At 70.7% G+C, this 15,672-nt stretch carries 14 protein-coding genes; 12 read left to right on the top strand and 2 right to left on the bottom strand.

The window, feature by feature from the left end; all coding sequences use genetic code 11:
• Positions 1-8: 8 nt before the first annotated feature.
• The 12 genes from OG488_RS20200 (at position 9) to OG488_RS20145 (ending at position 13,768) form a co-directional block, all read left to right on the top strand.
• On the top strand, positions 9-2,591 hold the full coding sequence (locus OG488_RS20200; protein ID WP_329231131.1) for a polysaccharide lyase family 8 super-sandwich domain-containing protein: 2,583 nt from the start codon (positions 9-11) through the stop codon (positions 2,589-2,591).
• 72 nt (positions 2,592-2,663) lie between these two features.
• Entirely contained in the window at positions 2,664-3,326 is a 663-nt protein-coding gene (locus tag OG488_RS20195; protein ID WP_329231130.1) for a helix-turn-helix transcriptional regulator, read from the top strand.
• A gap of 49 nt (positions 3,327-3,375) precedes the next feature.
• Positions 3,376-3,909, top strand: coding sequence for a DUF3291 domain-containing protein (locus OG488_RS20190; protein WP_329231128.1), 534 nt, complete (start codon positions 3,376-3,378; stop codon positions 3,907-3,909).
• Positions 3,910-4,028: 119 nt separating this feature from the next.
• Complete coding sequence (locus OG488_RS20185) at positions 4,029-4,565, top strand: hypothetical protein (RefSeq protein WP_329231126.1); 537 nt, start codon at positions 4,029-4,031, stop codon at positions 4,563-4,565.
• Positions 4,566-4,641: 76 nt separating this feature from the next.
• Entirely contained in the window at positions 4,642-5,541 is a 900-nt protein-coding gene (locus tag OG488_RS20180; RefSeq protein ID WP_329231124.1) for an oxidoreductase, read from the top strand.
• Positions 5,538-6,155, top strand: a complete 618-nt coding sequence (locus OG488_RS20175) for a DUF402 domain-containing protein (RefSeq protein ID WP_329231122.1) — start codon at positions 5,538-5,540, stop codon at positions 6,153-6,155. The genes OG488_RS20180 and OG488_RS20175 overlap by 4 nt, the downstream gene beginning before the upstream one ends.
• 370 nt (positions 6,156-6,525) lie before the next feature.
• Positions 6,526-6,834, top strand: a complete 309-nt coding sequence (locus OG488_RS20170) for a hypothetical protein (RefSeq protein WP_014047394.1) — start codon at positions 6,526-6,528, stop codon at positions 6,832-6,834.
• A gap of 186 nt (positions 6,835-7,020) precedes the next feature.
• A complete protein-coding gene (locus OG488_RS20165) occupies positions 7,021-7,890 on the top strand; it encodes a hypothetical protein (RefSeq protein WP_329231121.1) in 870 nt (289 codons plus the stop codon).
• Positions 7,880-9,229 carry a hypothetical protein gene (locus OG488_RS20160; RefSeq protein WP_329231119.1) on the top strand — a complete coding sequence of 450 codons (1,350 nt, stop codon included), beginning with the start codon at positions 7,880-7,882 and terminating at the stop codon, positions 9,227-9,229. Before OG488_RS20165 ends, OG488_RS20160 begins: the two co-directional genes overlap by 11 nt.
• Positions 9,226-10,776, top strand: a complete 1,551-nt coding sequence (locus tag OG488_RS20155; RefSeq protein ID WP_329231117.1) for an SCO6880 family protein — start codon at positions 9,226-9,228, stop codon at positions 10,774-10,776. The genes OG488_RS20160 and OG488_RS20155 overlap by 4 nt, the downstream gene beginning before the upstream one ends.
• 18 nt (positions 10,777-10,794) lie before the next feature.
• On the top strand, positions 10,795-12,213 hold the full coding sequence (locus OG488_RS20150) for an ATP-binding protein (protein WP_329231115.1): 1,419 nt from the start codon (positions 10,795-10,797) through the stop codon (positions 12,211-12,213).
• A 1-nt stretch (position 12,214) separates the two neighbouring features.
• Positions 12,215-13,768: a type IV secretory system conjugative DNA transfer family protein gene (locus OG488_RS20145; RefSeq protein WP_329231114.1), complete on the top strand. Its 1,554-nt coding sequence runs from the start codon at positions 12,215-12,217 to the stop codon at positions 13,766-13,768.
• Positions 13,769-13,800: 32 nt separating this feature from the next.
• Here the strand turns inward: OG488_RS20145 and OG488_RS20140 are convergent, their stop codons facing one another.
• Together OG488_RS20140 and OG488_RS20135 are read right to left on the bottom strand one after the other, a co-directional pair.
• Entirely contained in the window at positions 13,801-14,367 is a 567-nt protein-coding gene (locus OG488_RS20140) for a GNAT family N-acetyltransferase (RefSeq protein WP_329231112.1), read from the bottom strand.
• Positions 14,295-15,521 carry an FAD-dependent monooxygenase gene (locus OG488_RS20135; protein WP_329231110.1) on the bottom strand — a complete coding sequence of 409 codons (1,227 nt, stop codon included), beginning with the start codon at positions 15,519-15,521 and terminating at the stop codon, positions 14,295-14,297. Before OG488_RS20135 ends, OG488_RS20140 begins: the two co-directional genes overlap by 73 nt.
• Positions 15,522-15,672: the final 151 nt, after the last annotated feature.

Here is a 15,672-nt window from a genome sequence, read left to right as displayed (position 1 = left end):
GCGTGCTGGTGGATCTCTCGCGTCGTTCCGCACTGTCCGTGATCCCCGCAGCCGCGCTCTGGGCGATGTCCCAGGGGCTGCGCGCCGAGGCGTCGTCCCGGCAGGGTCAGTCCGCCGCCCCGGGTGCCCCGGCGTCCCCGGACGAGGCCGCGGCGATCCTGCTCCGCAACACGGTCGCGATATTCGCCGGCACCGCCGGATCCAACACCCGCCCCGAGGTGGCCCCGAAGCTCGCCTCGCTGCGGGCGACGGCGGACGCCCGGCTCGCCGCGATGGACGGCGCGGGGACGGACGAGCTCTTCGCGGGCGTCCCCCTCGGCACGAGCGACCCCAACCTGAGCACGTCGTACCAGTACCTCTACGAGACGGCCCTCGCCACCTGCCTCCCCGGCACCGAGGACGCCTCCGCCCCGCGCGACACCACAGCGGTCCGGCGCCGGGTCGTCGACGGCCTGGCCCGCCTCCACGACGGCTGGTTCGGCGACCAGTCGAAGGGCTACTACGGCAACTGGTTCCACTGGGAGATCGGGATCCCGTCCTACGTGACCAAGACCCTGGTCCTCCTCAGGGACGAGGTCGAGGCGTACCGGCCGGACCTCACAGCGGCCTACATCGCCTCCATGGACGCGTACCTCCGCAACGGCAAGGACGGCGACGTCGATCTCGACTCGCGCTTCCACACGGGCGCCAATCTCGCCGACATCACGACGAACCGAATCCTCCAGGGCGCCCTGCTCGGCGACGACACGCGCATCACGAAGGCCCTGGCCGACCAGCTGACCGTCTTCGCGACGGTCGACCCCTACCGGCCGCAGCACGGCGTCACCGACGGCTTCTACGCCGACGGGTCCTTCGTCCAGCACGCCTCCGTCGCGTACACCGGGTCCTACGGCAAGGGGCTTCTCACCCGGATCGTCCAGACCGTCAAGATCCTCGACGGCACCGGCTACGTGCCCGACTCCACCCTCACCGGCGTCGTACAGGGCTGGGTCGCCGACGGCTTCGCCCCGCTGATCCACGAGGGCTGGATGATGGAGGCCGTCAAGGGCCGCGCCGTCTCCCGCCCGGGCACCGGCTACGCGGACGTGACCGCCGTCGTGGAGGCCGTCGTCGACCTCTCCTCGCACACGTCCGGCAGCGACGCCGAAGCCCTGGAGAGCTACGTCAGACACGTCCGGCAGACGTCGAAGGCGGGCGTCGACCCGACGTCCTTCGTCTCCCCCGTGAGCATCGCCCGCTACGCCGACATCGTGAACACCCCCGGGCCCGCCAGGGACCTCGCCGCCGCCTCCTCCCACGCCGCGTTCAACGCCATGGACCGGACCGTCCACCGCAGGCCCGGCTACTCCTTCGCGCTCGCCCGCAGCTCCACGCGCGTCAGCATGTACGAGTACATGAGTGGCGAAAACCTGATGCCGTGGTTCCAGGGCACCGGCGCCCACTACCTCTACCTCTCCGGCGCGGACCAGCGGGAGGCGTTCGGCATCGACTACTTCACCGCCGTCCCGCCCCACCGCCTCGCAGGAGTCACCGCTCCCGTGGAGACGCGCCGCACCGTCCCCGAGCTCTACGGCACCCTCTGGTACGACAACCCCGAACGCGGCTTCACCTCGTCCTCCGAGTCGCAGAACACCTACGTCTACTTCCCCCGCGCCACCCACCCGTTCTCCGGCGGCGTCCGCCTCGGCGCCTACGGGGCCGCCGGTCTCGTCCAGTCCGACGACGCCGCGTACGCAGCCCAGCAGGCCGGCGCGCTGCCCGACGACTTCGTCGCCTACGCCGCTGCGGCGGCCACCAAGTCGTGGTTCATGTTCGACGACGAGATCCTCGTCCTCGCGTCGGGTGTGACCGGCCTGGCCGGCCGCGCGGTGACCACGACGGTCGACAGCCGCATCGCGGGCCCCTCCGCCCCCGTCACCCTCACGGGCGGCCTCCGCGACGGGTCGCCCTGGCGGAGGACCGGGTCCGCCCCTCCGGCCTGGCTGCGGTACGCCGACGACAGCAACCGCACCGCGGTCGGGTACGTCTTCCTGTCCGGCCCACCGCCGGTCGTCACCCTCGACACGGTCACCCGGAGCCGGCGCCTCGTCCGTCTCGCCAACGCGGACACAGCGGTGACCAAGCAGGTCTTCACACTGTCCTACGAGCAGTCCGCCCGTGAACGGCCCGCCTCCATGGCGTACGCCCTCGTCCCGAACGCCTCCGCACGGCAGCTGGCCTCCTACGCCCACGGCCCGCTCTCCGTCCTGTCCCACACGGTCCGCCTCCACGCCGCGGCACACACGCACCTCGGCATCACCGCCGCGAACGCCTTCACCCCGGGGACCCACCGGGCGGGCAGGCTCTCGATCGACGGTCCGGCCTCCGTCCTGCTGCGCCGGAGCGCGAGCGGCACGTACACCGTCGCGGTGTCCGACCCCACGACGGCACGGCGCACCGTCTCGGTCACGCTCCACGGCAGGCCCCTGCGACCCGTGGCGGCCGACGCCGGGGTCCGCGTCCACCCCGTCCCCGGCGGCACCCGCGTCGACGTCACCACCCACCAGGCCTACGGCCGTAGCTTCACGGCGACCCTTGCCGAGGGGTCCTGACGGGGCCGCACGGGTCCCGGACGAACGCCGTCGCCAGAATCACCAATCGTCGCTGGTCATAGAATCGCCCCCATGAACAGCAGTGAGGATTCCGCCCTCGACGCGCTGGGCGTGCTGGGCGATCCGGTGCGGCGCGGACTGTACCGACACGTCACCGGGACACCGGGCGAGGTGGGACGGGACGCGGCGGCCGAGGCGGCCGGGATCTCCCGCTCACTGGCCGCGTTCCACCTGGACAAGCTGGTCGACGCCGGGTTGCTGGAGGTGTCGTTCCGGCGGCTCTCGGGGCGCACCGGCCCGGGGGCGGGACGGCCCTCGAAGCTGTACCGGCGGGCCGAGGGAGAGCACACGGTCTCCGTGCCGCCCCGCTCCTACGACGCGGCGAGCCGGCTCCTCGCCGAGGTGGTCGAGCAGGCCGGGCTCGACGAGGCCCTGCAGGCAGCGGCACGCACGGCCGGAGAGTCCGAGGGCGACGCCTCGGACGGCGGGACCGATCCCGTCGAAGCCCTGCGGGCATGCGGCTACGAGCCGTTCCCGGACGACGGGAAACTGCGCCTGAACAACTGCCCGTTCCATGCGCTGGCCGATCAGTTCCCCGCCCTGATCTGCGGGATGAACCTGGCCAGGATCCAGGGCCTGCTCGCCGGCCTGCCGGATGCCCAGGGATGGAGCGCGGCGATGGATCCGCTTCCCCACGGGTGCTGCGTCGCACTGGAGACGCCGGAGGCTTTGTAAAAATAAAAATCGTTGACTTTAGAGAGTTGGCGCGCGCATGCTTGCCCCCGTGAACGACTTCCACCTCGCCCAGGTCAACGTCGGGCGCATTCTCGCCCCGCTCGACACTCCTCAACTGTCCGATTTCGTCGCGCAGCTCCCGGATATCAACGCCGCGGCCGACCGAGCCCCCGGCTTCGTCTGGCGCATGGTCGACGACGGCGGCGCCGACTCCACGAGCCTCCGCCCCGAGGACGACGACGACATGCTGCTGATCAACTGCTCGGTATGGGAGTCGGTCGAGGCGCTGCAGGACTACACGTACCGCAGCGCACACCTCAAGGTGCTGACGCGCCGCCGGGAATGGTTCGAACGTCTCGCCGAGTTCCACCACGCCATGTGGTGGGTCCCCGCAGGACACCGCCCCGGCGTGGCCGAGGCGATGGACCGCATCGCGCTGATCCGCGCCAAGGGCGAAGGACCCGAGGCCTTCACCTTCCGGGCCCCGCACCCGCCGCCGACCGGCCTGCCGGCAGCGTCGCCGCCGGAGCCCTCCGCAGGAACGGACATCCCGCGCCGGCAGCCCGGCCTTCCGGCGAGCTGAGGAACTCGACCCTCGGGACACCGGCACCCTGACACCCTCAGCGCGTCGCGTCGCGTGTCCTGACGTCACGCGGGTGAGTATGTGCGGACCCAGCCCTCTTCCCGCACCGAGGCGATGCGATGTCCGACCGCGCCGACCATGTCCACCGGAAGGACGCAGCGCCGCGGCCGGCGCCGCGGTACCGACTGCCGGAACAGCCGCTGTTCAGCGTCGTCTACGGCCTGGTGCTGGCCAGCGCCCTGGTGGCCGCGCTGGACCCGGCGGGCGAGGAGGCCGACCCCGGTCCGGACGCACTGTGGGTGGTGCTCACCGCGCTGGCAGCGGGCGCCGCCCACGGGTACGCACACGTCATCGCCCGGCGTGCGTCCGCCGACGGGGCTGCCACCCCGAGCAGGCTGCGGCTGGTGCTGGCCGAGTGGCCCCTGCTGGCCGCCGTGCTGCCCACCGTGGGGATGCTGCTCGCCGCGGCAGCCGGGTGGTGGGCAGAAGCCACGGCTGTGGACACAGCGCTCCTGTTCAACACCGTCGCCCTGTTCGGCTGCGGCACCTGGGCCGCCCGCACCGCCGGACACGGCTGGCCGTCCTCGTGCCGAGCGGGGGGCATGGACATGCTCATCGGCCTGGTCATCGTTGCCGCGGACGCTCTGATCAAGTAGCCGGACCGTCAGTGGGGACATCGTCGAGTACCCAGGAACACAGGCCCGGGACCGCCGCCGATGGAACAATCCGGCAATGACCTCATCACCGGAAACGATCAACGCATCGGCCGCGGGCGTCTGGACGCTCGGCGACCTGACAGTCAACCGGATCGGCTTCGGCTCGATGCGCCTGACGCAGGACGGCGCGGCGTTCGGACGCAGCGACTCCGGCGACCGCGACCGCGCCCTGGCCGTCCTGCGCCGCGCCCTCGAACTCGGCGTGAACCACATCGACACGGCCGCCTTCTACTTCTCGCCGCTGCGCTCGGCCAACGAGCTCATCAACAGCGCACTGGCCCCCTACGCCGACGATCTGGTCATCACCACGAAGGTCGGCCCGGGCCGGGACCCTTCCGGTTCATGGATATGGGCCAGACCGGAGCAACTGCGCGGGCAGGTCGAGGAGAACCTGCGCCAGCTCGGCCGTGACCACATGGACGTGGTGAACCTGCGCATCGCGAGGAGCCACGGAAGCAAGCCGGTGGCCGAGCACTTCGGCGCCCTGGCCGAACTCCGCGAAGCCGGCCTCATCCGCCACCTGGGCATCTCCAACGTGTCACCGGAGCAGCTCGCCGAGGCCCGGGCCATCGCCCCCGTCGTCTGCGTACAGAACGCGTACGGCCTCGGCTCCCCCGCGGAGGACGATGCCTTCGTGCGCTTCTGCGGCGAACAGGGCATCGCCTTCGTCCCCTTCTACGCCATCGCCGGCGAGGGTCGCGAGTCCGGCGCGAGCGGCGTCCAGGACAAGGCGGTGCTCACCGTCGCGCACCACCACGGGGCGACCCCCGCCCAGGTACGACTGGCCTGGACACTCCACCAGGGACCGCACGTCCTGGCCATCCCCGGCACCGGCAACCCGGACCACCTCGCCGAGAACGTGGCCGCCGGCACCCTGCGGCTCAGCGACGAGGACCTGGCCCTCCTCGCGTCATGACCGGGCGGATCCTGCGGTGGAACCTCTTCATCGGCGGCCACCTGAGCTCGTCCGTACCCGTACGCCTGGTCGAACGCACGGACGAGCACCAGGTGCTGTGGCTGGAGGCAGGCACCCCGATGTGGCGTACGGACCTCCCCCGCAGGGCCCACCTCCGGGACATCCCGCCCGAGCACCGGCCGGCCGACGGGTACCCGATGAAGGCCGGCCGGTGGCCCCTGGGCAGCGCGCTCATCCACCAGCCGGCCGGGGCCCGGCACGCGGTCTTCTGGCTCTTCGGGCGGAGGCAGAGATTCAGGGGCTGGTACGTGAACCTGGAGCACCGGACCCACCACCGCGAGCACATCGACGTCTCCGACCACGAGCTCGACCTCACCGTCGCGGCGGACCGCAGCTGGCGATGGAAGGACGAGCGGTCGTTCGCCGAAAAGACCGGTCACCCGGCCTACTGGTCCGCGCGGGAGGCGACCGCGATCCGCGCCGAGGGGGAACGCATGGCCCGCCTCGCCGATTCGGGGTCGTTTCCCTTCGACGGCTCCTGGTGCGACTTCAAGCCACCGTCGCACTGGACCAGACCGCCCCGCGGCCCGGCGCCCCCACGCACAGTGCTCTGAAATGCGACGCCGCGAGCCCTTCCCCGTACAGGTTCTGATGATGCGTCGGCCGGAAGCCACCGGCGCGTACACGGCTCTCGAACAGCGCGTACGAATAACCACCGTCCCGTGAACGCATCGACCGCATCCGGAACCATGGCCACCGTCGTTGCTAGCCGTCACAGTGCGTGATACACAGAGTAACCATGCATATGCAGGCGGATCCCTACACGAGTCGCAGGTCAGGGCGGCTCCTCCGGTCAAACGTGCGAGATTCGGGTAAAGAGACCCCGGAAGGCGTCGTGCGATGCCGGTTTCATCAGCGAAGATAGAGACCGACCCGTGTCGCATGGCGCGGGCTGCGAACTACCCAACAGGGGCGGTGACTTACATGATCCTGGCAGCTGAAAAGGGCGACATCACCACCATCATCGGCGGAATCGCCCCGAACTGGGGGCCGTTCGGGACCCTGGGCAACGAAGCGCGCATCATGATCGAAGTGGTGATGGCGGTCGCCATCCTGCTCTGTCTCGGCATCGCGATCTGGGGTGCGGCGAAACAGCGCATCGGCGCGACGGCGCTGCGCGACACCTTCAGCGCGGAGCAGGGCAAGGGCCTCATCGTGGCGGGGCTGACCGGCGTCTTCATCATCGGATCGCTGGGCACTCTGTTCACCATCGTGTACGGGATGGCCGTCTGACAGCTCGTGAGACCCGGGCCCCGCCCCGGGCTCGTACCCGTCCACCCCCACACCATCCGTCCGTCGTGCCCACCGGCAGAGGTTGCGTCCCCTGATGTCGAGTCACCACACCGCGCCCACGCGGGAACCAGCACCGCTACCGTCGTACTACGCGGAACTGCACACGGCTGAGGGGGCGTACGCGGCATGAGCCAGGGCGACGAGCGCGGCTACGGCGGCAACGAGCCGGGGTCCCACCCGGACGACGCGTACAGCACCCTCGGTGGGACGCGCCAGACACGCACGCGCATGCACAGAAGCGACGACGACGACGGCTACGGCCGCCGGCCCGCCCGGACCTCACGCTCCCTGGTCATGGTGGTGGGCGTGGTGGTCCTCCTGATCGCGGCGATCGCGTTCGCGAACCAGGGCGGCGGCGACACCTCGGGCGACAGCGCCGAGAAGAAGCCGAACACGGCAGGAGCAGGCCCCACGGCCGCGACGGGCACGAAGCCGGTCCAGGGCAAGAACGGCACCATCGCAGCCGGCTTCGCGCACGACGAGCAGGGGGCGCAGAGCGCGGCGGCGAACTACGCGGTGGCGCTGGGGTCCGCGGAGATGTTCGACAGAGATCGTCGCCGGGAGATCACTACCGCCGTATACGCCCCGGATGTTGCCTCGGCACGGCAGGACGACCTCGACAAGGTCTACTCCGGTCAGGAATTTTTGAGCAGCATCGGGCTGAATCCCGACGGCACCGCGCCAGAGGGCCTCGTCTTCATCTCGCGGTCCAACCCGGTCGGAGCCAAAGTCGAGAAATTCGTCGGTGACACAGCGAGCGTCGCAGTCTGGTACTCCACTCTGTTCGGCCTGGCGGGCGAAGGATCCAAGAATCCGGTGTCCGAGAGCTGGTACACAAACACCTTCGAGCTGAGATGGATCGGTGGTGACTGGAAGGTCACCGACTTCACGCAGAAGGACGGTCCCGTACCAGTCGGTCGCGATCAAGCCGCTTCACCTGCCGAGGAGATGGCGGACGCCGTGGAACAGTTCGGAGGGTTCACCTATGCCCGGTAAACGATCCCGCCGAGCAATTCCGCTCACAGCTACGCTGACCAGCCTGCAGGTTGCTGTCGTTCTGTTTGCAGGCCGCGCTGTCGCAGCGCCATCCCCCACGCCCACTCCGTCACCCAGCACCAGCAACAATGCATGCGACCTGATTCGCGGCCCCGCCAAGGACTACTGCGAAGGCAAAGCCGGTGGCTCCGCCCGCAGCACACCCCCCGTCACCGACGACGCCCTCGACCCCCTCACCTCGCTCGCCCGCGGATGCGCAGACGCCGCCGCCTACCTCGTGGGCAAGCTGAGCGAGGCCGTGGAGAGCACCGCGACCGTCGACTTCACCAACTCCACCTTCCGCACCCAGTACGCCGTCGTCTTCGCCGCGTCGACCATCCTCACCCTGGTCCTGTGGCTCTTCGCCGTGGCCAAGCGGGCCATCCGGGGCGTGCCGTTCACCACCGCGATCTCCGAGGCCATCGGCTTCCTCTGGCTCACGGTCCTGGCCTCTGCCTTCACCCCGCTCATCCTGTACGTGGTCGTCTCGGCCACCGACGGCGTCACGGAAGTCATCTCCGCCGCGACCGGCGGGCAGAGCGATGTCTTCTTCGGGTCGTTCGCCGAGGCGCTCAAGAAGGGCAACGACATCGGCGGCGGGCCGATCATGCTGATCGTCGTCTCCCTCGTATCGATCCTCGCCGCCGGGATCCTGTGGCTGGAGCTCGTGATCCGGGCCGCCCTTCTCTATGTGGGCGCCCTGCTCGGTGTCGTCGTGTACTCCGGCCTCGTCGACAAGAACATGTGGGGCCACGTCCGCCGCTGGGCGGGCATCATGATCGCCGTGATCATGGTCAAGCCGGTCATCGTCATCGTGCTCGGGCTCGCCGGGGCGCTCTCGGCGGACGACGGGCCCAACGCCTTCTCCGCCGTCGTCTCCGGCCTCGCCATCATCCTGCTGGCCATCTTCGCCTCGGCGATGATCTACCGCTTCGTCCCCGGCTTCGGCGACGAGATCCAGGGCGCCCGCACCAACCGCAAGGCAGCGACCGACGGCTCCCAGGCAGCCGCGATGATCAGCTCGCCGGCCGCCCTCGTCTCCCAGGGCATCAAGACCCACAGCGGTCGCGGAGGCGGTGAAGGCGGCGGCGGTGGCGGTGCCCGGCCCTCCAACCCGGTCAGCGGCGGTGTCGCCGCACACAGCTCCCGTAATTCGGGCGGCGCTGGCGGCGGCTCCGCCGCGCCCTCGCCCCGCAGCGGGTCCGGACCCACCTCCGGCACCCCCCACGGCAGCCGCTCCCCGCGCGGAGGCGGTTCAGGCAGCACAGGCAGCACGAGCACAGGAGGTGGAGGGCGTTGACGATCCAGTCCCACACGATCGCGCCCCGCCGCACGTATCTCATCGGCCGGGCCCGGCCGAACGCGATCGTCGGCAAGAACCGCGAGACGGGTGAGATCGCGCTGATCATCGCCGGGGCGTTCCTCGGCATGATGAGCGGCCTCCTCGTCCCGGCCCTCTCCCTGCGGATCGTCTCCCTCGTGGGCTTCCCCATGCTCGCGCTGGCCGTCGTGTACGTCCCCTACAAGGGCCGCACCTTCTACAAGTGGTTCGAGATCAACCGCAGCTTCAAGCGGACCCTGCGCCGCGGCACCGCCTACCGCTCCTCCGCGATGGAGGCCGGAGTCAGTGCCGACGGGCGGGAGGTGGAGATCGGGCCGCCGCCCGGCATCGGCAGGATCAGCTGGCTCGCCGCGCCGTTCGGCCCCGACGAGATCGCCGTGCTGCTGCACGCCGACCGCCGTACGGTCACCGCCGCCATCGAGATCGAGGGCCCCGGCGTCGGTCTCCGCGACAGTGAGGACCAGGAGGCCCTGGTCGACCGCTTCGGCACCCTCCTCAAGCACGTCGCCAACGGCGACGGCTTCGTGACGCGCCTCCAGATGCTCGCGCGGACCCTCCCCGCCGACCCCGACGCCCACGCCAAGGACGTCGCCCAGCGCGGCGACAGGACCGCGCCCGGCTGGCTCCAGGACTCGTACGACCAGCTCCAGTCGATGGTCTCCACCTCCAGCGAGCAGCACCGCGCCTACCTCGTCGCGTGCATGCACTACAGCCGCGACCTGGCCGCCGAGGCCAACGCCATGGCCCGTGCCATGCGCCCCCACGGAGGCCGAAAGGTCGACCGTGACTCGGGGCTCGCGGTCGTCATGGCACGCGAGCTGACCGACATCTGCGCCCGGCTCGCCGAGGCCGACATCCGGGTCCGCCAGCCGCTCGGTCAGAGTCGGCTGGCCTCCCTCGTGCACTCGATGTACGACCCCGACCACCCCATCGACCACATCCAGGCGATGACGAAGCGCAACGCCTGGCCGGCCGAACTGGACGCGGTCGAGCCCACGTTCCTGCAGGCCAAGACCCGCGAGTCGACCACGCGCGCGCCTTGGTGCCACTCCACGGCCTGGGTGAAGGAGTGGCCGATGACTCCGGTCGGCGTCAACTTCCTGGCCCCTCTGCTCGTCCACACGCCCGACGTGATCCGTACGGTCGCGGTCTGCATGGACCTCGAACCCACCGAGATCGCCATCGAGCGGATGCTGACGGAGAAGACCAACGACGACGCCGAGGCGAGCCGTCAGGCCAAGATGAACCGCACCGTCGACCCCCGTGACATCGCCGCCCACGGCCGGCTCGACCAGCGGGGTGAAGATCTCGCGAGCGGCGCGGCCGGGGTGAATCTCGTGGGGTACATCACCGTGTCGTCCCGGTCCCCGGAAGCCCTCGCCCGCGACAAGCGGACGATCCGCGCCTCGGCAGGCAAGTCGTACCTGAAGCTGGAGTGGTGCGACCGGGAGCACCACCGGGCCTTTGTGAACACCTTGCCGTTCGCCACCGGCATCCGTCGCTAACGAGAGGGCAGTCACGCCATGCGAGATCCGCTGTCCGCGTTGTCGGATGCCTTCACCGCCTTCCTCTTCGGGAAGGTGGAGACGACCCGGCTGCCGGTCCGTACGTCGACGGGCCAGGCCCAGGCCGTCTACCTGCCGACCGCCGCGCCCGGCCTCGGCGACTCCGGCGTGATCATCGGGCGTGAGGTGTACTCGGGCAAGGGCTACATCTACGACCCGTTCCAGCTGTACGGGCAGCAGCTCCCGGCCCCGCACTGGCTCGTGCTCGGCGAGTCCGGCAACGGCAAGTCGGCGCTCGAGAAGACGTACGTGCTGCGCCAGCTCCGCTTCCGTGACCGCCAGGTCGTCGTCCTGGACGCCCAGGGCGAGGACGGGGTGGGCGAGTGGAACCTCATCGCCGAGGAGCTGGGGATCACCCCGATCCGGCTCGACCCGACGGCCGCGCTGAACGACGGGATCAGGCTCAACCCGCTCGACCCGTCGATCACGACGACGGGGCAGCTCGCCCTGCTCCGCACGATCATCGAGGTCGCCATGGGCCATGGCCTCGACGAGCGGTCCGGCTTCGCTCTCAAGGTCGCCCACGCGTACGTCAGCAACACCCTCACCGACCGGCAGCCGGTCCTGATGGACATCGTGGAGCAGCTGCGCCACCCGAAGCCCGAGTCCGCCGAAGCGATGAACGTCGACATAGACGATGTCCGCGCCTGGGGCCTGGACGTCGCCCTCGTCCTGGACCGGCTCGTCGACGGTGACCTGCGCGGCATGTTCGACGGCCCGACCACGATCGGCATCGACCTCGACGCGCCGCTGATCGTCTTCGACCTCTCGCACATCGACCGCAACTCCATCGCGATGCCCATCCTCATGGCGATCGTCGGGGTGTGGCTGGAACACACCTGGATCAGGCCCGACCGGAAGAAGCGCATCTTCCTGGTCGAGGAGGCCTGGCACATCATCAACTCGCCCTTCGTCGCTCAGCTCTTCCAGCGCCTGCTGAAGTTCGGCCGACGCCTCGGGCTGTCCTTCGTGGCGGTCGTCCACCACCTCAGCGACGTCGTCGACGGAGCCGCGGCGAAGGAAGCGGCGGCCATCCTGAAGATGGCCTCCACCCGCACGATCTACGCCCAGAAGGCGGACGAGGCGAGAGCGACGGGCAAGGTCATCGGTCTGCCCAGGTGGGCGGTCGAGATCATCCCGACGCTGACCCCGGGCATCGCCGTATGGGACGTCAACGGCAACGTGCAGGTCGTCAAGCACCTGATCACGGAGGCGGAACGCCCCCTGGTCTTCACCGACCGCGCGATGACCGAGGGATCCGCGATGGACCTGCTCCCCGAGGACGTACGAGCCGCGGAGCTGGAGGCGGAGCAGCGGGCGGCGCGGATCGAGAACCAGCAACGGCTGAACGAGTCGTCCGAGTCAACGGTGGCCTGACATGGCACGCCCGGCAGCATCCGGTACGGGGCGCGGCGGTGAGGGCCAGGGAGGCATCCCCGACGGCCTGCTGATCGGCCTGCTGGTCCTCCTCTTCGCCCTGATGGCCCTGGCCTGGACGGCCACCGGCCTGGCCGGGCTGTTCGCTCACGGGGGCTGGCCCGACGGCGTCACGTTCATGCGGACCCCGCTGGCCCTGCGCGCCCTGGTCGTCGAGCCGACGGACCTGGCCGGTGCCTGGCCCGACGCCCCGCCCGCCTCCCTCTCCGGATACGGCCTGTTCTGGGGCCTGTTCATCGGCGAGGTGATGGTGCTGCTGGTCCTGGCGGTGTTCACCCTGGGGGTGGTGACACGCTGGCGCCTGGTCCGGAAGCAGAGGGAAGCCGCCCCGCCACCGTACGAGGCCGGCCCTGCCCCCGTGCACGACCGGCCCGTGCCCCACGACGCCGGGCCGGGCCCCACACACCGCAGCCCCGGACCCATCCGCGCCGAGGGCCCCCCGGCGCCTGCGACCCCCGTCGAGGCCGCGCCGCTCGCCGCCTCCCACGTGCCGGAGCCCGCCCTCACCGCCCCCCTCCCGGCGTACGCACCGGAGCCGGCCCCGCTGGTGCCCACGCCCCGCACCCCGCGGATCCTCTACGGCGCCTCCGCGGCCCGCCGCCCCGCCGTCGTCCAGGCCATCCGCGACGCCGAAGGGCCCGCCCTCGTCGTGACGTCGGACCCCACCGTCTGGGCCGAGACGAAGGACGCCCGCAGCAAGCTCGGCCCGGTCCCCGTCTACGACCCGGGCCACCTCTGCGACACCCCGTCCCGTCTCCACTGGTCCCCCACCGCCGGCTGCGAGGACGCCGCCACCGCGGCCTCCCGCGCCGCCGCCCTCCTCACCCCGGTCCGCCCCCTGGCCCGGATCGACGCGGCCGTCGCCGACACCGCGCAGACCCTCCTCCAGTGCTGGCTGCACGCCGCGGCCGTGGACGGCCGCCCCTTCCGGCAGGTCCACCGCTGGGCCTCGGGCGCCGGCGGCCACGAACCGGTGCGCCTGCTCCGCACGCACCCCAAGGCGGCCTCCGGGTTCGCCGGTCTCCTGGAGTCCGCGCTCACCGCCTATCCCGAACGCCGCGAGATGGCCCAGGAACTGACCGTACGGGCCTTCGCGGCCCTCTCCTCGGTCCACGTCCGTGAGGCATGCACACCCAACCGATCCGATGCGCTCGTTCTGGATTCTTTTGTGCGGGAAGGGGGAACGCTCTATGTGGTCGGTGAACCCATCGAGGATCCCCGCCACCACCCCGGTGCGATGCCTCTGCTCACCGCACTCGCCTCACACGTGGTCGAGCACGGCCGCCGCATGGCCGCACGGTCAACCGACGGTCGGCTCGACCCACCAATGACGCTCGTCCTCGACGACGTCGCGGCCGTGGCTCCGCTTCCCCAGCTCCCGGAGCTGCTGTCGACCGGCCAGGACCAGGGGCTTCCCGCCCTGGTCCTGCTCCGCTCCGAGGAACAGGCCCGTGCCCGCTGGCGCGAGCCCCTGTCCGCGCCGGGACCACGCTGACCCTCTGCTCAGCCCTGCCCGGCACCCTCCGCTCAGCCCCTGCCAGGCACCCGCCGGCGGATCTCGAACTCCAGCTCCAGAGCGGTCGGATCGCCTTCCATGGGAAGGGTCCCGCCGGTCGGGAGGAAGCCGATCCGCCGGTAGGAGGCCGCCGCGCGAGCATTGGCCTCGTGGACGTAGAGCCGCACCCTCTCCAGGGGCGGCCCGGACAACGACCAGGCCCAGTCGATCGCCTCTCGGAACAATGCGTCCACGACCCCCCGTCCCCGGTGCTCCGGCCGGACGAACACACCCACCAGGTGCGCCTGGTCGACCTCGGCCGCTTCACCGAAACCGGGCTCGGAGGCCGGGCGTTCGACGAGCACCGACACCGTTCCCGCCCAATGCCCGTCGGACGCCTCCGCGATGAACTGCCGGACGTGCTCACCCGAGGCGGCGCCCGCCGTCCGCTCCTGCCAGAACACGTCGGGCCTGACCCGCGCGTGCTCGTACGTCTCCAGGAACGCGATCGAGGCCACCGGGTCCCTCAGCGCGGCCAGCCGGATCTCCCGTGCCCGCTCCCACTCATCGGCCCGCACCGCACGCACGACATAGTCCATCCGCCGATCGTGCCCTGCCGCCCCGACCCCGGCAAACGAGATACGGCGGCCCGTGAGCCGTCCAGCGAGAGGGCGTTCTTGGCACGCTCGACGGAGCCCTCCCCAGCGGGCCCACCGGGGTTCTCGGTGGCCAGCGACTGGTTCAGGGCGACGAAGGGCCGCATCCGCTCCTCGTAGCGCGTGTAGGCAGCCGTGTGGTCGCCTGGAGCCTGGGCCAGGCAGTCGGCCAGGACGTGGGCGCCCACGAGCGCGAGGCTGGTGCCCTGTCCCGAGAGCGGGGAAGGGCAGTATCCGGCGTCTCCGAGCAGAGCCACCCGGCCCTGCGACCAGCGGTCCATCCGGATCTGCGCCATGGCGTCGCAGTAGAAGTCGGGGGCGTTGCGCGCGGCCTCGGCCAGACGCGGCCCCTCCCACCGCAGCGACGCGAGCCGCTCCGTGATGATGCGGCGGAGGGCGCCGGCGTCACGGGCGAGCGGACCCGACTCGAACCCGAACGCCACCCTCAGCTCCGTGTTGTCGCGGACGGCCATGATGCCGAAGCCGATGTCGCCGTCGCGCAGCCACACCTGCCAGTCCTCCAGCCCGAGGAAGTTGTCCGCGCTGAACACCGACAGGTAGCTGCCGAGATGGTGCGCGAAGCGCTCCTCGGGCCCGAACGCCAGGCGCCGCACCGTCGAGTGCAGGCCGTCCGCCCCGACGACCAGGTCGAAGGTGCGGGACGGCGCATGGCCGAAGTCCACCCGCACACCGGTGCCGTCCTCGTCGAGTGCGGTGATCGTGTCCCCGAAGAGGTACTCCACGTCTCCCCGCGTGCGCTCGAAGACCATCCGCACCAGGTCCTCGCGCAACAGCTCGATGTCGTCGCTGTCCAGCCGGCCGCTGCTGAGAGCCACCTCGGTGGAGCGGTCGATCTCCTTCCCCTCCGGATCCAGGACCGACATGCCGCGCATGCGGGTACGCACCCGCCGCGCCTCCTCGAGCAGGCCCATCCGCTCGATCACGTCGAGCGCGACACCCCGGACGTCCACGGCCTGCCCGCCGGGCCGCACCCCCGGCCCTCGCTCGACGACCGTGACCGCGAAGCCGTGGCGGCGCAGCCAGAAGGCAAGAGCGGGTCCGGCGATACCGCCACCGGAAATGAGAACAGTGCGCATCAGAAGCTCCTCTCGTACGATGTACCCAACTGAACGTACGGCGTACGCGGCCCGTCCTGCACCAGGCGTTTTCCCCTTCTGCTCTAGGACAGTTCACGCGCGGACGGCGTCGTACCCGGTACCGGCTGCACTAGTACAGACAAGAGAGGAC

Source organism: Streptomyces sp. NBC_01460 (assembly GCF_036227405.1).
In the GTDB taxonomy this organism is placed as follows: Bacteria; Actinomycetota; Actinomycetes; order Streptomycetales; family Streptomycetaceae; genus Streptomyces.
The sequence above is the reverse complement of the archived record's forward strand: the minus strand, read 5'-3'. Positions and strand labels throughout refer to the sequence as shown.